The organism is Klenkia terrae, assembly GCF_037083865.1.
Classification (GTDB): Bacteria; Actinomycetota; Actinomycetes; order Mycobacteriales; family Geodermatophilaceae; genus Klenkia; species Klenkia terrae.
The window spans coordinates 68,545-87,733 of sequence record NZ_JBAPLV010000006.1 but is presented as its reverse complement, the minus strand read 5'-3'; the positions used below and the strand labels follow the sequence as shown (position 1 = coordinate 87,733).

Annotated in this window: 20 protein-coding genes; 14 read left to right on the top strand and 6 right to left on the bottom strand. The window is 75.1% G+C overall.

The annotated features are described in order from the left end of the window. Positions 1–13: 13 nt before the first annotated feature. On the bottom strand, positions 14–841 hold the full coding sequence (locus tag UXQ13_RS07730; protein ID WP_225234126.1) for a PaaX family transcriptional regulator: 828 nt from the start codon (positions 839–841) through the stop codon (positions 14–16). A 136-nt stretch (positions 842–977) separates the two neighbouring features. Here UXQ13_RS07730 and UXQ13_RS23740 point away from each other — a divergent pair, with 136 nt between their 5' ends. The 9 genes from UXQ13_RS23740 to UXQ13_RS07680 all read left to right on the top strand — a co-directional run bounded on the left by UXQ13_RS23740 (position 978) and on the right by UXQ13_RS07680 (position 10,483). Continuing rightward, positions 978–2,540 (top strand): ATP-binding cassette domain-containing protein, encoded by a 1,563-nt coding sequence (locus UXQ13_RS23740; protein ID WP_225234127.1) that lies wholly within the window; start codon positions 978–980, stop codon positions 2,538–2,540. Continuing rightward, the gene (locus tag UXQ13_RS07715; protein ID WP_225234128.1) at positions 2,537–3,430 is read left to right on the top strand and encodes a branched-chain amino acid ABC transporter permease; all 894 of its coding nucleotides are present in this window, start codon (positions 2,537–2,539) and stop codon (positions 3,428–3,430) included. The genes UXQ13_RS23740 and UXQ13_RS07715 overlap by 4 nt, the downstream gene beginning before the upstream one ends. After that, positions 3,423–4,535 (top strand): branched-chain amino acid ABC transporter permease, encoded by a 1,113-nt coding sequence (locus UXQ13_RS07710; RefSeq protein WP_336392120.1) that lies wholly within the window; start codon positions 3,423–3,425, stop codon positions 4,533–4,535. The genes UXQ13_RS07715 and UXQ13_RS07710 overlap by 8 nt, the downstream gene beginning before the upstream one ends. Further along, the gene (locus UXQ13_RS07705) at positions 4,532–5,791 is read left to right on the top strand and encodes an ABC transporter substrate-binding protein (RefSeq protein WP_225234130.1); all 1,260 of its coding nucleotides are present in this window, start codon (positions 4,532–4,534) and stop codon (positions 5,789–5,791) included. The genes UXQ13_RS07710 and UXQ13_RS07705 overlap by 4 nt, the downstream gene beginning before the upstream one ends. Before the next feature lie 3 nt (positions 5,792–5,794). After that, entirely contained in the window at positions 5,795–7,300 is a 1,506-nt protein-coding gene (locus UXQ13_RS07700) for a class I adenylate-forming enzyme family protein (protein WP_336392119.1), read from the top strand. A gap of 103 nt (positions 7,301–7,403) precedes the next feature. Then, on the top strand, positions 7,404–8,477 hold the full coding sequence (locus UXQ13_RS07695) for an aromatic ring-hydroxylating dioxygenase subunit alpha (protein WP_336392118.1): 1,074 nt from the start codon (positions 7,404–7,406) through the stop codon (positions 8,475–8,477). Positions 8,478–8,485: 8 nt separating this feature from the next. Next, complete coding sequence (locus tag UXQ13_RS07690; protein WP_336392117.1) at positions 8,486–8,791, top strand: hypothetical protein; 306 nt, start codon at positions 8,486–8,488, stop codon at positions 8,789–8,791. Further along, positions 8,788–9,741 (top strand): PDR/VanB family oxidoreductase, encoded by a 954-nt coding sequence (locus tag UXQ13_RS07685; protein ID WP_225234134.1) that lies wholly within the window; start codon positions 8,788–8,790, stop codon positions 9,739–9,741. Before UXQ13_RS07690 ends, UXQ13_RS07685 begins: the two co-directional genes overlap by 4 nt. 10 nt (positions 9,742–9,751) lie before the next feature. Beyond that, positions 9,752–10,483, top strand: coding sequence for an IclR family transcriptional regulator (locus UXQ13_RS07680; RefSeq protein WP_225234135.1), 732 nt, complete (start codon positions 9,752–9,754; stop codon positions 10,481–10,483). Here the strand turns inward: UXQ13_RS07680 and UXQ13_RS07675 are convergent. Then, entirely contained in the window at positions 10,461–12,074 is a 1,614-nt protein-coding gene (locus tag UXQ13_RS07675) for a tetratricopeptide repeat-containing diguanylate cyclase (RefSeq protein WP_225234136.1), read from the bottom strand. The genes UXQ13_RS07680 and UXQ13_RS07675 overlap by 23 nt on opposite strands. 133 nt (positions 12,075–12,207) lie before the next feature. Between UXQ13_RS07675 and UXQ13_RS07670 the strand changes: the two genes are divergently transcribed. Beyond that, positions 12,208–13,365, top strand: coding sequence for a hypothetical protein (locus UXQ13_RS07670; protein WP_336392116.1), 1,158 nt, complete (start codon positions 12,208–12,210; stop codon positions 13,363–13,365). Here UXQ13_RS07670 and UXQ13_RS07665 read toward each other — a convergent pair. Together UXQ13_RS07665 and UXQ13_RS07660 are read right to left on the bottom strand one after the other, a co-directional pair. Then, entirely contained in the window at positions 13,325–13,624 is a 300-nt protein-coding gene (locus UXQ13_RS07665; protein ID WP_225234138.1) for a hypothetical protein, read from the bottom strand. The two genes, UXQ13_RS07670 and UXQ13_RS07665, sit on opposite strands and share 41 nt — an antisense overlap. Positions 13,625–13,667: 43 nt before the next feature. Then, on the bottom strand, positions 13,668–14,021 hold the full coding sequence (locus UXQ13_RS07660; protein WP_225234139.1) for a VOC family protein: 354 nt from the start codon (positions 14,019–14,021) through the stop codon (positions 13,668–13,670). 80 nt (positions 14,022–14,101) lie between these two features. Between UXQ13_RS07660 and UXQ13_RS07655 the strand changes: the two genes are divergently transcribed. Beyond that, entirely contained in the window at positions 14,102–15,391 is a 1,290-nt protein-coding gene (locus UXQ13_RS07655) for an O-acetylhomoserine aminocarboxypropyltransferase/cysteine synthase family protein (protein ID WP_225234140.1), read from the top strand. Further along, the gene (locus UXQ13_RS07650) at positions 15,388–15,861 is read left to right on the top strand and encodes a CoA-binding protein (protein WP_225234141.1); all 474 of its coding nucleotides are present in this window, start codon (positions 15,388–15,390) and stop codon (positions 15,859–15,861) included. The genes UXQ13_RS07655 and UXQ13_RS07650 overlap by 4 nt, the downstream gene beginning before the upstream one ends. Before the next feature lie 93 nt (positions 15,862–15,954). On the opposite strand, the gene UXQ13_RS07645 is transcribed toward UXQ13_RS07650, so the two are convergent. Next, complete coding sequence (locus UXQ13_RS07645) at positions 15,955–16,830, bottom strand: hypothetical protein (RefSeq protein ID WP_225234142.1); 876 nt, start codon at positions 16,828–16,830, stop codon at positions 15,955–15,957. Positions 16,831–17,296: 466 nt separating this feature from the next. On the opposite strand from UXQ13_RS07645, the gene UXQ13_RS07640 reads away from it, so the two are divergent. Together UXQ13_RS07640 and UXQ13_RS07635 are read left to right on the top strand one after the other, a co-directional pair. Then, entirely contained in the window at positions 17,297–17,773 is a 477-nt protein-coding gene (locus UXQ13_RS07640; RefSeq protein ID WP_225234143.1) for an NUDIX domain-containing protein, read from the top strand. Next, the gene (locus tag UXQ13_RS07635) at positions 17,770–18,426 is read left to right on the top strand and encodes a Pr6Pr family membrane protein (RefSeq protein WP_225234144.1); all 657 of its coding nucleotides are present in this window, start codon (positions 17,770–17,772) and stop codon (positions 18,424–18,426) included. Before UXQ13_RS07640 ends, UXQ13_RS07635 begins: the two co-directional genes overlap by 4 nt. Here UXQ13_RS07635 and UXQ13_RS07630 read toward each other — a convergent pair. Further along, positions 18,389–19,180 (bottom strand): endonuclease/exonuclease/phosphatase family protein, encoded by a 792-nt coding sequence (locus UXQ13_RS07630; RefSeq protein ID WP_336392115.1) that lies wholly within the window; start codon positions 19,178–19,180, stop codon positions 18,389–18,391. The genes UXQ13_RS07635 and UXQ13_RS07630 overlap by 38 nt on opposite strands. Between the last annotated feature and the right edge of the window lie 9 nt (positions 19,181–19,189).

The window sequence follows — 19,189 nt, the reverse complement described above, 5'->3', positions numbered from 1 at the left end:
GGGGCCGGCGGGGTCAGGCGACGCGGCCGGTGGCGCGCAGGCTGCGCTCCAGCGCGGCCCGGGCGGCCGGCTCCAGCGCGGTGCGGGCGCGCCGGTAGGTGGCGGCGCTGGCCGCGGCGGGCCAGTCCGGGCCCAGGTTCTGCGCCGGCAACCCGGGGTCGGCCTGCAGCAGGTCCAGCCAGTCCGCGCCGAGCAGGGTCAGCTGGGCCATCGAGCCCGCGACCGGGGGCGGACCGCCCCAGGTCTCGGTGAAGCGCAGGTGCGCGGCGCGCACCGCGGGGACGTCCCAGGCCCGCCGCACCATCCCGTCGACGTCGGTGCCCGGCAGGGGACGGGCGCCGAACGCGTCGGCCAGCCCGGTCGCCTCGGCCAGCCCCCGGTCGCCGAGGACGGCGGCCACGTCGACGGTGCCCGGGGCGATCCACAGGCCGTCGCGCAGCCCGCCGAACCCGGCCCAGGCCAGCGCGCCGCGCACCCGGTGCCGCAGCACCCGCTGGGTCTCGGGCACCGAGTAGCTGAGCAGCGTCCACTCCCCGGGCGGGTGCTCGAACGGGGTCGGGGAGCTGACCCGGCGGTCGGCCCGGCGCAGCACCGCCTCGATCCGCGGGGTCAGCGAGTACTCCGCCGTCCGGCCGACCTGGCCGCGGGCGAGCAGGCCGCGCTGGACCATCCGCTGCAGCGTCGCCCGCCCGGCCGCCTCGGCCACGCCGAGGTCGGCGAGCACGTCCAGCAGCGTGGACGACGGCAGCGGCGGCAGGTCGGCGTCGAGCACCTGGGAGCCCAGGAAGTTCAGCAGGAGCGCCTGCGGGCGGTGCGCCGCCCCCGGCCCGGGCCCGTCCATGTGCCTCCTCGGTCCCGCAGATCCCAGCACAGCTGCACCAGGTCCGACGAAAGGTAGACAACTTCTTGACGGACGTAGAGGTTTTCTCTAGCTTTCTCGTGACCTGGAACACCCCAGTCGATCGTGAAGGACATCGATGTCCGCACCGCTGCTGTCCGTCGAGCACCTCGACGTCGTCTACGACGGGACGATCACCGCGCTGTCCGACGTCTCGCTGACCGTCGCGCCCGGGCAGGTCGTCGCCGTCCTGGGGTCCAACGGGGCCGGCAAGACCTCGCTGCTGCGGGCGGTCTCCCGGTCGCTGCAGCCCTACGGCGGCGCGGTCACCGGCGGCACGATCACCTTCGCCGGGCAGGACCTCGCCGGGGCCGACGCCGCGGACGTCGTCCGGCGCGGGCTGGTCCAGGTGCCCGAGGGACGGCGGATCTTCCGCGACCTGACCGTGGCCGAGAACCTCCGGGCCGGCGGGTACACCGTGCGGGACAAGGCGGCCCGCGCCGAGGCCTGCGACCGGGTGTTCGACCTGTTCCCGATCCTGGCCGAGCGCCGCGACCAGCCCGGTGGCCTGCTGTCCGGCGGCCAGCAGCAGATGCTGGCGATGGGCCGGGCGCTCATGGCCTCGCCGCAGCTGCTGCTGCTCGACGAGCCGAGCCTGGGCCTGGCCCCGCTGCTGGTCGACCAGATCGGCGAGATCGTCACCGAGATCAACCGGCAGGGCACCGCCGTCCTGCTGATCGAGCAGAACGCGGTGATGGGCCTGCGGGTCGCGCACGCCGCCTCGGTGCTGGAGATCGGCCGGGTCACCGCGTCGGGGACGGCGGACGAGCTGGCCGCCAGCGACGACGTGCAGGAGCGGTACCTGGGCGTCGCCGTCCCCGTGGTGGCCACCGAGGTGGTCGAGAGCGAGCCGGCGATCCCCACCGCCGAGCCGCCGCAGCGGCTGCGGGTCGAGGGCCTGACCGTGCGGTTCGGCGGCATCACCGCGCTCAGCGAGGTCTCCTTCACCGTCGAGCCCGGCACCGTGCACGCGCTGATCGGGCCCAACGGCGCGGGCAAGTCCACGCTGGTCAACGTGCTGGGCGGCACCTACCGGGCCACCGAGGGCGCCGTGCACTACGGGGACGCCGAGCTGACCGCGCTGCGGCCGGACCGGGTCGCCGGGCTGGGCGTGGCCCGGACCTTCCAGAACATCTCGCTGGCCCTCGAGGACACCGTCGAGGACAACCTGCTGGTCGGCCGGCACCGGCTGATGCGCCGTGGCCTGGTGCCCGGCATGCTCCGGCTCCCCGGTGCCCGGCGCGAGGAGCGCGAGCACCGCGAGACCGTCGGCGGGATCGCCGAGATGCTGGGGATCGCGCACCTGCTGCGCACCCCGGTGCACACGCTGGCCTACGGCGACCGCAAGCGGGTCGAGATGGGCCGGGCCCTGGCCGCGCGGCCCTCGCTGCTGCTGCTCGACGAGCCGGTCGCCGGCATGACCCACGGGGAGTCGCAGGAGATGGCCGAGACCATCCGCCAGGTCCGCCGGGACCTCGGGCTGTCGATCGTGCTGGTCGAGCACGACATGCCCTTCGTCATGGGGCTGGCCGAGCAGGTCACCGTCCTGGACTTCGGGAAGAAGATCGCCGAGGGGACGCCGGCCGCCGTGCAGCGCGACCCCGAGGTGCTCCGGGCCTACCTGGGAGCGGCCGCCGCATGAGCTACCTCCTCGAGCAGGTGCTGAACGGGCTGTCCTACGGCCTGGTGCTCAGCCTCATCGCCGCCGGGTTCGCGATCGTGTTCACCTCGACCGGGGTGCTCAACTTCGCGCACGGCTCGATCGTGCTGCTGGGCGCCTACCTGGTCGCCGTGCTGCACGACAGCATCGGGTTCTGGCCCGCGGTGCTGGTCGGGCTGGCCGGGGCCGCGCTCGTCGGGGTGGCCATCAACGCCGTCCTGGTGCGCAACCTGGCGGACAAGAAGCCCGACACCGCGGCGATCCTCATGCTCGGCGTGGACATCGTGCTGCTCACCGAGCTGACCCGGCGGATCGGCAACCAGGTGCTCACCCTGGGCGCGCCGTGGGGTGCCTCGGTGGTCCGGTTCGGCGACGTCTCCCTGCCCACCGGACGCGTGCTCGCCGCCGGCGTCACGGTGGTCGCCTTCGGTGCGCTCTGGTACCTGTTCTCCCGCACCGACCTGGGCGTGGGCATGCGGGCCGCGGCCGCCGACGGGCCGACCGCCTCCCTCATGGGCATCCGGCTGTCCCGCACCGCGGCCACCGGGTGGGCGCTGGCCGGGGTGCTGGCCGCCGTCGCCGGCATCTTCCTCACCTCCTTCCCGGCCCCCGGCGTGGCGCCGACCGTCGCGCTCAGCGCCTTCGCGGCCATCCCGGCCTGGGTGCTCGGCGGCTTCGACTCGGTGCCCGGCGCGGTCATCGGCGGGCTGCTCATCGGGCTCACCAGCGCGCTGGTCACCGGCTACGAGTCCGACCTGGAGCCCTTCCTGGGGTCCGGGTTCGGCGAGGTCGCCCCGTACGTCGTCATGATCGTCGTCCTGCTCGTGCGGCCCTCGGGCCTGCTGGGCAGCAAGGAGGCCGTCCGTGTCTGACCTCCCTCGCCGGATCAGCGGGCTGGTGCTCCTGCTCGTCGCCCTGGCCCTGCCGCTGGTCATGAGCGACTTCTGGCTGCAGACCGGCCTGTTCGTCATGGCCACCGCCATCGGTGCGGTCGGGCTGACCCTGCTGGTGGGCGTGGCCGGCCAGCTGTCCCTGGGCCACGCCGCCTTCGCCGCGATCGGGGCCTACGTGTTCGCCTGGTCCACCGGGGAGTCGACGACGTCGGTCTCCGGCCTCGGCCTGCCCCCGGTGCTGGGCCTGGTGCTCGCCGCCGTGGTCAGCGCCGGCGTCGGTGCGGCGTTCTCCCCGATCGCGGGGCGGCTGCGCGGCATCTACCTGGGCCTGGCCACCCTCGGGCTGGTCTTCGTCGTCCGGCACCTGCTGGTGAACCTGGACCAGTGGACCGGCGGGTTCGTCGGCCGCTCGGTGGAGCCCTTCGCGGTCCTGGGCTTCAGCTTCAGCAACCGGGACCCCGACTACCTGGCGATCGCCGGCGTGGAGTTCAGCGGCCTGCACCGGCTCTGGTACCTGTTCCTCCTGCTCGCGGTGGTGGCCATCTGGCTGGCGTCGAACCTGCGGGCCGGCCGGACCGGGCGGGCCTGGGCCAACGTCCGGGACTCCGAGACCGCGGCCGCCGCCATGGGCATCGGGGTCGCCGGGGCCAAGCGGTCGGCGTTCGTCGTCTCCTCGGCCTACGCCGGGGTGGCCGGCGCGATGCTGGCGCTGGCCTACGGCCGGGTCGCCCCCGACGTCTTCAGCCTGACCGCCTCGGTCGACTTCCTGGTGATGATCGTGCTGGGCGGGCTGGGCTCGGTGGCCGGCGCCGTCGTCGGGGCGGTCTTCGTGACCTCGCTCCCGCTGGTGCTGGCCCAGTACAGCTCGGCGCTGCCGTTCCTGGCCGCCCCCGGCTCGGGCGGGCTGGACCCCTCCACCGCCGCCCGGATCGTCTACGGGCTGGCGATCATCGCCGTCCTGGTGTTCCTCCGCGGCGGGCTGGCCGGTGCCGCCCGCCGGCTCCGTGCCCGCCTGCGCCCCACCCCCGCCGTCGGCCAGCCGGCCGTCGCCGAACCATCCCGGTCGAAGGAGACCACCCGATGAAGCACCGCCTCCGCGCCGCCGCCACGCTGTCCGCCGCCGCCCTGGCGCTGGCGGCGTGCAGCACCACCGCCCCGTCGTCGTCCTCCGGTGAGGGCGGTGGGGACGACGTCGCCACCGGCAACGGGGTGACCGACAGCGAGATGACCATCGGGATGCTCACCGACCTCTCCGGCCCGTTCGCCGCCGGTGCCGCCGTCCAGGTGACCGAGACCCAGGCCTACTGGGACCAGGTCAACGCCGACGGCGGGATCTGCGACCGCGACGTGACCGTGGACGTGCAGGACCACGGCTACGACCCGCAGCGCGCGGTCACCCTCTACCGCTCGATGGCCCCCGACGTCGTCGCGCTGCAGCAGGTGCTCGGCGGCCCGACCAGCTCCGCGGTGCTGCCGCTGGCCGAGCAGGACTCCCTCTACGTGGGCGGGGTCGGCTGGGCCGGCTCGGCGCTGGCCTTCGAGAACAACCAGCTGCCCGGTGCCTCCAACGCCATCCAGGCCGCCAACGCCGTGGACTACATGCTCGACGACCTGGACGTGCCCGAGGGCTCGACCATCGGCGTCGTCTACTTCACCGGCGACTACGGCGGGGACGCCCTGGCCGGCGCCGAGCACGCGGCGCAGGAGCGCGGGGTGGAGATCCTGGCCCAGGAGATCACCCCGGCCACCACCGACCTGTCCGCGCAGGCCTCCGCGCTGGCCCAGGCCGACGTGGCCGGTGTGGTGCTCGCCGCCGCCCCGACCCAGTTCGCCTCGCTGGCCGGCGTGCTGGCCTCGCAGGGCGCCGACGTGCCGATCATCGGCATGAACCCGACGTTCAACCCCTCGCTGCTGACCACCCCGGCCGCCGACGCGCTGCTGGCCAACGCGTACTCGATGACCAGCATCTCGCCCTACGCCAACCCCGACTCCGCCGGCGTGCAGGCGGCCAACGAACTCTACGCGTCGGCCGACCCGGACGGTGCGCTGGGCTGGGAGGTGCCGCTGGCCTACGTGCAGGCCGAGCTGCTCAAGCAGGCGCTCGAGGGTGCCTGCGAGGCCGGTGACCTGACCCCGGAGGGCGTTGTCGCCGCGTTCCGCGACAGCAGCTCGACCGACACCGAGGGCCTGCTGCCCGACGGCCTGGACTACTCCGAGGTCGGCCAGTCGCCGACCACCACGGTCTTCGTGTCGAAGGTCAGCGCGGACGCCGAGGCCGGCCTGGAGCTGCTCGACCAGGTCAGCGGTCCCAGCGCCGAGTCCTTCTCCTACGGGGGCTGACCGGTGCCCGCGCTCGTCACCAGCGAGCTGCGGGCGCCGGCGACCGGTCCGGCGGGGGGCGTCCTGGGCGACGTCCTCCGCCGGGCGGTCGAGCTGGGGCCGGACGACGTCCTCCTGACCACCCCGGCCACCGGGGAGAGCTGGAGCGCGGCGCGGCTGCTCGCCGACGCGACGTCGCTGGCCACCGGCCTGCTGCAGCTGGCCGGACCGGGTGCCCGGGTCGCCACCTGCCTGGCCAACGGCCCGGCGCCGGTGCTTGTCCAGCTCGGCGTGGCGCTGGCCGGGCAGACGCTGGTGCCGGTCAACCCGCGGTCCCGCCCGGCCGAGGTCGAGCACGCGCTGACCCTGGCCGGGGCGCGGGTCGCGGTCGCGGACGGCCCGGGTGCCGAGTTCTGCGCCGCCGTCCCCGGGGTGCAGGTGGTGGCCGACTGGCGGTCGCTGCTGGCGCCGCCGGGCGCGCTGCCCGAGGTGGCGCCGGACTCGCTGGCCCAGGTGCAGTTCACCTCCGGGACGACGGGGCGGGCCAAGGGCGTGCGGATCACCCACGCCGGGATGGTCGCCACCGGGGCGGCGTTCGCCGACCGGCTGGGTCCCACCGCCGGGCGGGTGTGGTGCAACCCGATGCCGCTGTTCCACACCGCGGGCAACGTGCTGGGCGTCGTCGGTGCGCTGTGGGCCCGGGCCGACCACGTGGTGCTGCCGTTCGCGCCGGGGCCGGTGCTCGAGGTGCTGGCGTCGTCGCGGGTCACGATGCTGTCGGCGGCCCCGACGTTGCTGGACCTGCTGGTGAGCGAGGGCGTGCCCGACCTGCCCGACCTGGCGGTGCTGTTCACCGGCGGGATGACGGTGACCCCGGCGTTCGTGGACCGGGTCGAGGCGGCCTTCGGCGCCCGGCTGGCGACGACGTTCGGGATGACCGAGACGTGCGGGTCGGCGCTGATGACCGGTCCGGGCGACCCCGACGAGGTGCGGCGGGGCACCGTCGGCGGGCCGCTGGCCGGCACCGAGGTGCGGATCTGCGGGCCGGACGGCGTCCCGGTGCCGGTGGGGGAGCCCGGCGAGCTGTGGGTGCGGGGCGCCCGGCTCACCGACGGCTACCTGGCCGACCCGCCGGTGCCCGCGCTGGACGACGAGGGCTGGCTGCACACCGGCGACCTGGCCGAGATGTCGGCGTCCGGGGCCTGCCGGGTGGTCGGCCGGCTCAAGGACATGATCAAGACCGGCGGCGAGAACGTGTCGCCGGTCGAGGTGGAGGAGGCGCTGGCCGCCCACCCGGGCGTCGCGCTGGCCGCCGTCGTCGGGGCGCCGGACGAGCGGTGGGGCGAGCTGGTGGTCGGGTTCGTGGTGCCGGCCGGTGCCGACGTCGACGTGGCCGAGCTCGAGGCCTGGTGCCGGGACCGGCTGTCGCCGTTCAAGGTGCCCCGCCGCTGGCACCTGGTCGACGAGCTGCCGATGACCGCGTCGGCCAAGGTCCAGCGCGCCGAGCTGCGCCGCCGCGCCGCCACCTGACCCCGGCCACGGGTGTGCTTCCACGAGGCGGAAGCGGCCTTCCGGGTCCCGGTGACAGCGGTCACGCTGGACCGGTCACCGTCGACGCCCGGGAGGGACCCGCATGACCTCGATCGTCCGCAACCAGTGGTACGTCGCCGCCTACGGCCGCGAGGTCGGCCGGGAGGTGTTCGGCCGCACCATCTGCGGGGAGTCCATCCTCTTCTGGCGCCGCGAGGACGGCTCGGCCACCGCGATGAGCGACCGCTGCGTGCACCGCCGCTTCCCGCTGAGCGAGAAGCCCTCCCACCTGGTCGGCGACACCGTCGTCTGCGGCTACCACGGCTTCACCTACGACGCCGACGGCACGTGCGTCGCCGTCCCCGGGCAGACCCGCGTGCCGCGCACCGCCCGGCTCAAGAGCTACCCCGTTGTGGAGCAGGACAGCTTCGTCTGGGTGTTCATCGGCGACGACGACCGCAGCGACACCGTGCCGATCCCGCGGGCACCCTGGCTCGACCAGGAGGGCTACACCACCGTCAGCGGCATGGAGCCCCTCGCCGCCCGGGCCAGCCTGCTGGTGGACAACCTCATGGACCTCTCCCACGAGACCTACCTGCACGGCGGCTACATCGGCACGCCCGAGGTGGCCAACACCCCCATCACCACCGAGGTCGACGAGGACGCCCAGGTCGTCTACGTCTCCCGGCACATGGACGACGCCGACTGCCCGCCGTTCTACGCGAAGTCCACGGGCATCGAGGGCCGGATCGTGCGCTGGCAGGACATCGAGTTCCACCCGCCGTGCCTCTACCTGCTGCACAGCCGGGTCGCCCCGGTCGGCACGCTGCCCAACGAGGACGGCACCGACCCCGGCGGCTTCCACGTCGAGGTCGTCTACGCGATCACGCCCGAGACCGAGCACTCGACGCACGACTTCTGGGCCGTGGCCCGGGACTTCGCGCTCGAGGACGAGGGCGTGAGCGACTTCCTGCGCGAGAGCAACCGCACCGTCGTGCTGCAGGACGTCGTCGCCCTGGACGCCCTGGAGCGGGTGCTCGCCGGCGAGCCCGACGGCTACCAGGAGCTGTCGATCAACATCGACACCGGTGGCCTCGCTGCACGCCGGATCATGGCCGCGCAGGCCGCCGCCGGTGCCGAGCAGGTGCCCGAGAGCCCCGCGGCCCTGGCTCGATGACCAGACCGATGACTGGCCCGTTGCGGACCGTCCCGGCCGGCCCGACGGCGACGCCGACCCGGGTCCTGGTCGGCGACCGGGTCACCCGGGTGGCCTGGCTGCCCGGCAGCGACCGGCTGCTGGGGGAGTGCTCCTGCGGGGCGCACGCCGAGGGCGGCGACCCGATCGGCATGTGGCAGTGGCTGTTGGCGCACCCCGACCACCCGGGCCAGGTCGCCGAGCCCGACGCCGGGACGGCCGCGGTGCACGTGCCGCCGCCGCACCGGGTCGCCCGGCCCGAGCAGGCCGCCGGCCCGCGGACGCCGCTCCGGTGACCGCCGTGCAGGAGGCGGCCGCCGGGACGACGGAGCAGCGGCTGCGGCTGGCCGTCGCCCGGCGCACCGAGGGGGCGGAGGGCGTCGTCGTCCTGGAGCTGACCGACCCCGCCGGGGCCGACCTGCCCGCCTGGACGCCGGGCGCGCACGTCGACCTGCTGCTCACCGACTCGCTCACCCGGCAGTACTCGCTGTGCGGCGACCCCGCCGACCGCAGCCGCTACCGGATCGGCGTGCTGCGCGAGCCCGCGGGCCGCGGCGGGTCGGCGCACGTGCACGACCACCTGCACGAGGGCGACGAGGTGCAGGTGCAGGGCCCGCGCAACAACTTCGAGCTGGTGCCGGCGCAGCGCTACGTGTTCGTCGCCGGCGGCATCGGGATCACCCCGATCCTGCCGATGGCCGACGCCGCACGGGCCGCCGGGGTGCCCTACGAGCTGCACTACGGCGGGCGCAGCCGGCGCTCGATGGCCTTCCTCGCCGAGCTGGAGGGCACGATCCACCCGCAGGACGAGGTGGGCCTGCTCGACCTGGACGCGATCCTGGGCGACCTGCCCGAGGGCACGGCGGTCTACTGCTGCGGTCCCGAGCCGCTGCTGGCCGCGGTCGAGGAGCGCTGCCCGGCCGAGGTGCTGCACGTGGAGCGCTTCGCGCCCAAGGACGTCGGCGCGCCCGTGCTCACCGGGTCCTTCGAGGTCGAGCTGTCGCTGAGCGGGAAGACCCTGACCGTGCCGCCGGAGCTCAGCATCATGGCGGTGCTCCGGGACAACGGCGTCGAGGTGCTCAGCTCCTGCGAGGAGGGCACCTGCGGCACCTGCGAGACCGGGGTGCTCGAGGGCGAGGTCGACCACCGCGACTCCCTGCTCACCCCCGACGAGCAGGCGGCCAACGACGTCATGTTCGTCTGCGTCTCGCGCGCTGCCTGCCCGAAGCTGGTGCTGGAGCTGTGACACTGCGCCGGTGAGGACGGCGAACGGCAAGCTGCTCGCCGTCCTCGACGCCTTCACCCGGGACCGGCCGCGCCTGACGCTGTCCGAGGTCGCCCGGGCGGTGGGCCTCCCGCTGCCCACCGCGCACCGGCTGCTGGCCGAGCTCACCGCCTGGGGCGGCCTGGAGCGCGACGAGGACGGCGGCTACCGGGTCGGCCTGCGGCTGTGGGAGCTGGGCGCCCTGGCCCCGCGGGCGCTCGGGCTCCGGGAGGTCGCGCTGCCGTTCATGGAGGACCTGTACGAGGTCACCCACGAGAACGTGCAGCTGGCCGTGCGGGACGGGCACGAGGTGCTCTTCGTCGAGCGGTTCGCCGCCCGGCGGGCGGTCACCGTGCTGACGCAGGTGGGCGGCCGGTTCGCGCTGCCGCCGACCGGGGTGGGGCTGGTGCTGCTGGCGCACGCCCCGACCACGGTGCAGGACGCCGTCCTCGCCGGTCCGCTGGAGCGCTACACGCGCCAGACGGTGGTCGACCCCGCGCAGCTGCGCCGGGTGCTGGCCGAGGTGCGCCGGGCCGGGCACGCGATCAGCGACCGGCAGGTCACCGACGACGCGGTGTCGGTGGCCGCCCCGGTCTGGCAGGCCGGCACCGTGGTGGCCGCGCTGTCGGTCGTGGTGCGCGGGGACTCCGCCGCCGCCGTCCGGCCGAACATCAGCGGCGTGATGGCCGCGGCCCGCGGGATCAGCCGTTCGTTGCCGCGGTGACCGTGCCCGAGGGGCCGACCACGCGGTCGCGGCCCGCGTGCTTGGCCTCGTAGAGCCGGGCGTCGGCGCGGGACAGCAGCTCGGCGGTCTGCAGCGGCAGCGGGTGCGGGCTGATCGCCGCGCCGACGCTGACCGTCACCGGCAGTCCGCAGGTCAGCTCCTCCCACGGCTGGCGGGCGATGGTCGCGCGGACCTCCTCGAACACGTCGAGCGCGGCGTCGGCCGGGCAGTCGACCAGGACCAGCAGGAACTCCTCGCCGCCCATCCGGGCCGCGAACGAGCCCGGCCGGTGGGTGGCGGCGGTCGCCTCCAGCACCCGGGCCACCCGGCGGAGCACCTCGTCGCCCACCTCGTGCGAGCACGTGTCGTTGACCAGCTTGAAGTGGTCCAGGTCGAGCAGGCCCACCGACAGCGGCCGGTCGGCACCGGCGGCGGCCAGCAGCACGGGCAGCTCGTCGTCCAGGTGGCGGCGGTTGTAGAGCCCGGTCAGGGCGTCGCGGAGCGAGAGCTCGCGGTAGCGCCGGCTCTGCTGGCGGGCCTCGGTGGTCTCGTACATCGCCTGCAGGGTCCGGGCGCGGGCGTCGCGCTGCTCGGACTGCAGGGCGAGGGCGTCCTCGGCGTAGCGCACGTGCTCGTCGTAGGCCTCGCGCCACTCGCCCGCGGCGGCCGACAGCGCCGCCGCCTCCCGGCGGGCGCGGATCCGGATCGCGGTCAACCCGTGGGCCTCGCAGCGCCGGATGCACTCCTGCAGGGAGGCCAGGGCCTCGGCGTGCTGCCCGCGGACGCGCTGCACCTCGGCGTGCGTGAGCAGGAAGTCCGCCCCGGCGTCGCCGTCGGGGGAGGCGTCGAGCACCGCCGGGTCCAGCCCGGGGCGCAACGCTGCCTCGGCCTCGTCGGGCCGGCCCACGTTGAGCAGCACCCGGCCGATGGTGTCCATCGTGGCCAGGTCGGACCGGACGCCGTGCGCGGCGGCCAGGTCCCGCAGCCGGACGACGGCGGCCTGGGCCACGTCGTGCAGCCCGCCCAGCGACGCGGTGTAGGCGGTGTTGTTGAGGATCTGCATCAGCCGGGTCACGTCGCCCAGCCGCTCGGCCAGGACGAGGACCTCGGCGTACCGGTCCTGGGCGGCCAGGTCGCCCTGCAGGCCCAGGCAGTCGGCCAGCCGCTTGCGGTGGTCGATCCGCACCGGGATCGGGGTGTCCTCGGCGAGGAGGTCGACGGAGTGCAGGGCGTGCTCGAGGGCCTGGGCCAGGTCGCCCAGCTCCTGGAACACGGCGGCCATGACGTAGTGCGCCCGGGCCTCGACGTAGGGGGCGCCGTGCTCGGCGGCCCAGCGGAGCACCGACTGCGCCGTCGAGCCGGCCTCGGCGAGGTGCCCCTGCCGACGGCGGACGTCGGCGGCGACGAGGTCCGCGCGCAGCGCGACGTCGACCAGCCCGAGCGCCCGGGCGGCGTCGGCGGCCCGGACGGCGTCCGTGCCGGTCCGGTCCAGGTCCTGCTCGAAGCGCGACAGGGCCTCGAGCTCGTCCACGGCGGCCCCCAGGACAGCCGCGGACGGCCCGTCCGGCGAGGTCGTCGGTAGGAGGTCCACGTCGTCCCTTCGTCGTCCCGGGGCCCGCGGTTGAGCCGGGGCCGGGCCGGGCCACCCCGGACGGGTGGGTCCGGCCCCGCGTCACCTTGCCTGCTGGGCGGTTGACCCGGAACCCGTGGGGGCAGGTCACCGTGTGCCCTCCGCCCTGCGCCGCCGCCTGGACCACCTCGTCCGGCGGCTGGACGCCGACCGCTACCTGTTCCTGGTCCTCCTCGGCTTCGGCGGGTCGATCGTGGTGACCCGGCTGTACCTGGAGCTCACCGGGTACCCGACCGTGGGCGGCGACACCCTGCACATCGCGCACGCCGTCTGGGGCGGGCTGCTGCTCTTCGTCGGCGGGATGCTGCCGCTGGTGCTGGCCAACCGGTCGGCGCTGCTCGCGGCGGGGCTGGCCACCGGCGTCGGCGCCGGGCTGTTCGTCGACGAGATCGGCAAGTTCATCACCGTCGACAACGACTACTTCTTCGCCGCGGCCGCGCCGGTGGCCTACGCGGTGTTCGTGCTCGCGCTGTGGACCTACCTGCGGGTGCGCGGGCAGCGCGACGGGTCGCCGCGGTCGGAGCTGCACGCCGCGCTCGAGCTGCTGGGCGACGTCGTCGACCGCGACCTGTCCCGGGACGACCGCCGGGAGCTCGAGCGCCGACTGGAGTCGGCCTCCCGGTCGGACGTGGAGCGGCTGTCCCGGCTGGCCGGGGACCTGCTGGAGCTCACCCGCAGCGGCGCCCTGGACGGCGGGGTCGAGGAGCCGGGCCGGCTGCGCCGGCTGGCCGACCGGGCGGACGCGTGGGCCGACCGGAACCTGTCCGGCACCCGCCTGCGCCGGCTCACCGCGGGCGCGCTGGCCGTGCTGGGCGTGGTCGCGGTGGGCGACCTCGCCGTGGTCGGCTTCATCGGCCTGGACCTGCTGGACGGGACGACGACCACCCTGGCGGACGCGGCCAACGACTACGCCCGGGTGGACATCCAGGACGGGCTGGGCACGACGCTGCTGCTGGCCCGCGTCGGCCTGGACGTCGTGGTCGGCGTGCTGCTGCTGGTGTCCGCCGTCCTGCTGCTGCGCGGCCGGGACCGGCGCGGCGTGGAGGTCGGCCAGGGCGGCCTGCTGCTGGCGCTGACGCTGGTCAACGTGCTGCTGTTCTACACCGACCAGTGGGTGGCCTCGGGTGCCGCCGGGGTGGAGCTCGCCGTCCTCGGGCTGATCTGGCGGTTCCGCCGCGCGGCGCTGCGGGAGACCCCCGACGGCGAGGCCGCTACCGAGCCGGCCGGACGAACGAGTTCAGCTGCGCTGTGATCACCTTGGGGAACGTCTCGAAGGCGGCGGCCCGCTCGGCGGAGGCGTTGTAGGTCGCCTCGACCTCGAGGAACCGGGCCTCGTCGCCGTCCAGCGCGACCGACCACACGAACGCGTCGTTGGCCTCGTCGACCCAGGCCTCGAGCACCCGGAAGCCGTACTGCTCGCGGACCGGCAGGATGCCCGGGAACCAGGCCACGAACTCGGCCATCCGGCCCGGCTCGACGGTGTAGCGGCGCAGCTGCACGGTGGTGGTCACGCAGGGGAGTCTGCCGGGGCCCGCGCGGACCCCGGCAGCCGCCTCACGCCGGGGGTGCGTAGAACTGCAGGTCGTTGCCCTCGGAGTCCGTGAACGGGGCGATCCGGCCCCACGGGTGCTCGCTGATCCCGCCGGCGAACTCGACCCCGGCGTCCTGCAGCCGCTGCACCTCGGCGTCGATCCCGCCGTCGGGCTGGAAGGTGATCACCGCGCCGCCCTCGGCGTGCCGCGCCGTCCCCTCGCGGGCGTTGAGCCCGATCATCAGGCCGTTCGCGTCGAACTCGCTCCAGTCCTCGGTGACCTTGCCCTCGGGCAGCCCGAGGGTGTCCCGGTAGAAGGCCCGGGCCCGGTCCATGTCGTCCACGGGCACCCACACGCTCGCCACTCCGCTGGCCATGCCGTCTCCTCTGCTCGTCGGTCGGTCGTGGTCCCGGTGCCCGGCGGGTGCCGGTGGCAACCGTCGGGTTCACTGGCGGCATGGCCGACCGCAGCTGGGGTTTCCGCACGCGTGCGCTGCACGCCGGCGGGCAGCCCGACCCCACCACCGGTGCCCGCGCGGTGCCGATCTACCAGACCACCAGCTACGTGTTCGAGAGCGCCGACGACGCGGCCAACCTCTTCGCGCTGCAGAAGTACGGCAACGTCTACACCCGGATCGGCAACCCCACGGTCGCCGCGTTCGAGGAGCGGATCGCCTCCCTGGAGGGCGGGCTCGGGGCGGTGGCGACGTCGTCCGGGCAGTCGGCGGAGTTCCTGACCTTCGCCGCCCTCGCCGGGGCCGGCGACGAGATCGTCGCGGCGGCGTCGCTGTACGGCGGCACGATCACCCAGCTCGACGTGACCCTGCGCCGGTTCGGGGTGACCACGACGTTCGTGCGCGGCACCGACCCGGCCGACTACGCCGCGGCGATCACCGACCGCACCAAGCTGCTGTTCGCCGAGGTGGTCGCCAACCCCGGCAGCGAGGTCAGCGACATCCGGGGCCTGGCCGACGTCGCGCACGCCGCGGGCATCCCGCTGGTGGTCGACGCGACGACCGCGACCCCGTGGCTGTGCCGGCCGATCGAGCACGGTGCGGACATCGTGATCCACTCGGCGACCAAGTTCATCGGCGGCCACGGGACGACGATCGGCGGCGTCGTGGTCGAGGCCGGCACGTTCCCCTGGGACAACGGCCGGTTCCCGCAGATGACCGAGCCCACCGAGTCCTACGGCGGGCTGTCCTGGTGGGGCAACTTCGCCGAGTACGGCTTCCTGACCAAGCTGCGCAGCGAGCAGCTGCGCGACATCGGCGCCTCGCTGTCCCCGCACAGCGCGTTCCTGCTGCTGCAGGGCGTGGAGACGCTGCCACAGCGCATGCGCGAGCACGTGGCGAACGCCCAGCGGGTCGCCGAGTGGCTCGAGGCCGACGACCGGGTGGCCTGGGTGCGGTACTCGGGGCTGCCCTCGCACCCGTCCCACGAACGGGCGCAGAGGTACCTGCCCGAGGGGCCGGGCGCGGTGTTCAGCTTCGGGGTGGTCGGCGGCCGGGACGCCGGACGGCGGTTCATCGAGTCGGTGCAGCTGTGCAGCCACCTGGCCAACATCGGCGACGCCCGGACCCTGGTGATCCACCCCGGGTCCACCACGCACGGCCAGCTGTCGGTGGAGCAGCTGGAGACCGGCGGGGTCTCGCCGGACCTGATCCGGATCTCCGTGGGGCTCGAGGACGTGGAGGACATCCTGTGGGACCTGGACCAGGCGCTGACCGCGGCGGTGCGGTCGTGAGCCCGACCGCCGGGGAGCGGCAGGACATCCTGGACCGCACCCGCACGGTCGCCGTCGTCGGCGCCTCGGACAACCCGTCCCGGGCCTCCTACTTCGTGGCCACCTACCTGCTGTCGACCACGCCGTACGAGGTCTGGTTCGTCAACCCGCGGGTCGACGAGATCCTGGGCCGGCCGGTCTACCCGTCGCTGGCCGAGCTGCCGGGTGTGCCGGACCTGGTGGACGTGTTCCGCAAGCCCGCCGACCTGCCCGGTGTGCTGGACGAGACGATCGCCGTGGGGGCGAAGACCTTCTGGCTGCAGCTGGGGCTCTCCGACGACGCGCTGGCCGCGCGGGCCTCGGACGCCGGCCTCGAGGTGGTCATGGACCGCTGCCTGAAGATCGAGCACGCCCGCTTCCACGGCGGCCTGCACCTGGCCGGCTTCGACACCGGCGTCATCACCTCCCGCCGCCGCCCCCTCCGCCGGTAGGCAGCTGCGGCTGCGGGCGGGGTAGCGGGTGATCGCTCACGGTCGGGGGCCAGCGCAACGGCCCCCGACCGTGCAGGACGACCCGCAACCCGGTCACGCCCCCAGGGCCGGGGTGCTCGTCCCGGTGGGACCTCCCGGGCCGCCGACCGCGTCCTGGGCACGCCACAGCCAGCCGTCGTCGGCCTGCACCCCGCCGCGCACCTTCCCCGTCGACCTCGGCCGCTCCTCGAACGCCCGCGCCGGGGGGCCGGCCACCGCCAGCTCCCGCAGCACGCGGTCCCGGAGCTGCGTCCACCCCTGGGTGAGCATCCGGTAGGTGACCCGCACGAACCGGATGCCGAACGAGCGCAGCAGGTCCTCCACCCGCTTCTCCTCCGCGATGGTGCGTCGCGCCTCCTCCGCCGTCCCCCGGTACTTGGTCAGCCCGTCGAACTCGACGGCCAACGCGATCTCGGGGTACCAGCCGTCGACCACCTTGAGCAGCTCCCCGTCCAGCCAGATCTCGACCTGCGGCACGAACGGGGGGAGACCGCCCGCGGCGAACGCCAGTCGGCCGCACGTCTCCAGCCAGCTCTCGGCACGTCCGTCGGCCAGGTCGAGCACCCGCCGCACCGCGGGTGTGCCGGCCACGGTGGCGTGCCGGTCCAGGGTCGCCAGCAGCTCGGCCTTCGTGGTCAACCCCCGCAGCAGGGCGGCGTCGGCGGCGGCGACCGCGTCCACCTCGCTCCAGGTCCGGGCCACGTCCACCACCGTGCGCGCCGCACCGGTCAGCAGGTAGGCGCCGCGGCGGGTGACCTCCTCGGGGAGCAGCCCGGTGCGGTGCAGGACCCAGTCGGAGCCCCGCCCGCCCACGCCCTGCGGATCGACCAGGTGCACCCGCTCGGGGGTGCCCCGCCGTCGGGCCGGGCGGGGGAGTGCCCAGATCCACGCTGCGGTGTCGAACCCGAACGGCGCCTCGGCGTCACCCACGGCATCGGCGACCGCCAGTGCCTGCAGACCCGGGACCCGGTGGGTCCGCTCGACCTCCGCGAGGTCGGGCGCGCTGATGAAGGCGCCCTTCCGGACCCGGCGCAGCTCGCCCCCGGCGGACGGATGCCGCGATCTCCCGGTCGGTCACCCCGGCGGCCAACAGGGCGCGTCGGGTCACCAGCCCCAGGCACGGACGGGCGGTCTCCCGGGTGACCAGCGGCAGCACGAGCGTCATGCCGTGACGCTGGCAGTCCGGCGGATCGGGCAGGGTGGTCGCCGGCGATCTGTGGAAGGCCCGCCCGCTTGTGGACGGCGACCGGCTGAATAGCCCTGGTTGCGCTACGGCGACCGGGGTCGCGGGCGATCTCCTGCGGTCGCGGGCCGTTGCACCGGCCCGCAACCGTGCAGAACCACCCCCGACCCCGGCAACCGGCCACGGAGGCGTGCGGCGGGGGAGGATGGGCGCGTGCCGCACACCTCGCCCACCGACGGGTGGACCACCTGCGACCTGGGCCACCGGCACTGGGGGCTCGCGGGGGCCGCCGGGCTGCTGGTCCACCGCCCCGGACCGGACGGCGTGGAGGTGCTGCTGCAGCACCGCGTGGAGTGGAGCCACCACGGCGGGACCTGGGGCACCCCCGGCGGCGCGCTGCACCCCGACGAGAGCCCGGCCGACGGCGCGCTGCGGGAGGCAGGGGAGGAGCTGGGCCTGGGCTCGAGCCAGCTCACCCTGGGCCAGCACTCCGTGGACGACCACGGCGGGTGGAGCTACACCACCGTGCTGGCCGTCCCGGCGGGCGCGCTGGAGCCGGCGGACCTGCGGCTCAACTCCGAGAGCACCGGGGTGGCCTGGGTGCCGCTGGCCGACCCGGGCGTCCCGCTGCACCCCGGCCTGGCCGCGTCGCTGGACACGCTGCGCCCGCTGCTCGGGGTCGGCCGGTGACCGAGCTGCGGAAGTCCGACCGGCGCGCCCGGGTGGTGCACACGGTGCTGGCCGTGGTGGTGGTGCTCTCGGTGCTCACCGAGCTCGGCCGGGCGATCAGCGGCGCGAACGTGCTGGTCCCGGCGGACGCCCCGGGGACCGGCACCCGGGTGCTGCGGTTCTTCTCCTACTTCACGATCCAGAGCAACCTGCTGGTGCTGGCCGCGGTGCTGCCGCTGACCCGCGACGCCCGGCACGACGGACGGGGCTGGCGGGTGCTGCGGCTGACCTCGCTGCTGGGCATCACGATCACCGGCCTGGTCTACGTCTTCGTGCTCGGCCCGGCGCTGAACCCGACCGGCCTGGGCTGGTGGACCAACGCGGGGCTGCACTACGTCGCCCCGGTGCTCGCCCTGGGCAGCTGGCTGCTGCTCGGGCCGCGGCCGCGGGTCACCGGCGCCACCGTCGGCTGGTCGATGGTCTGGCCGCTGGCCTGGATCGGCTACGCCCTGGCGCTCGGTGCGCTCACCGACTGGTACCCCTACCCGTTCCTGGACGTCGTCGAGATCGGCTACGCCGCCGCGCTGCGCAACCTGGCCTTCGTGGCCGTGCTGGCCGTCGTCCTCCTGCTCGGGTTCAGGCTGGCCGACCGGCGGTTGCCACCCGCACCGTGACCAGCCGGTGGTCCCCGAGCGGCAGCCGGCGGATCTCCGGGTCCGACCCGGTCGCCCCGCCCAGGGACAGCACGTGGTCGAACTGCACCTTGGGGTCCGGTGCCGGCCAGGTCCGCCCGGTGACCAACCGCCGGCCCCCGGTGACCAGCGCGGACAGCGAGCCGCCCAGGTTGAGGTCGCCGGCGACCACCACCGGGCCGGGGAGCCGGGCGGCCCAGCGGTGCAGCTGGCGCAGCTGCCGGGCCGCCGACGGCGCGGCGAAGGACAGGTGCGTGCCGACGACGGTCACCCCGTCCAGCTCCGCGGCGATCGCGGCCCGCGGCTCGTCGGGGAACCACCACAGCCGGCGGGCACCGGTGCGCGGGTCCGGGGCGACCAGCGGCAACTTGAGCGGCCCGGCGGTGAGGCCGAGGACGTGCCAGCGCCGCACCGGCAGCCGGGACAGCAGCGCCACGCCGTAGTGCGGACCGACCAGCGCCCCGTCGTCCAGCGCGGGGTCCAGCGCCGTCCAGGAGGCGAACGGGTCCGGCGTGCCGGCGAGGGTGGCGGCGAACCGCCAGTCGGTGGCGCCCAGCACCTCGGCCACGGCCGACGGCTGGTGCACCCGGTGCGAGCGCGGCTGGTCGACGTCGACCTCCTGCAGGGCGAGCACGTCGACGTCGAGCCCCGCGAGCGCGGCCACCAGGTCGTCCCGGGAGGCGGACACCCCGTCGTCGCCGCGGCCCGAGGCCAGGTTGAGGGTGCCCACGCGCATGGCCCCACT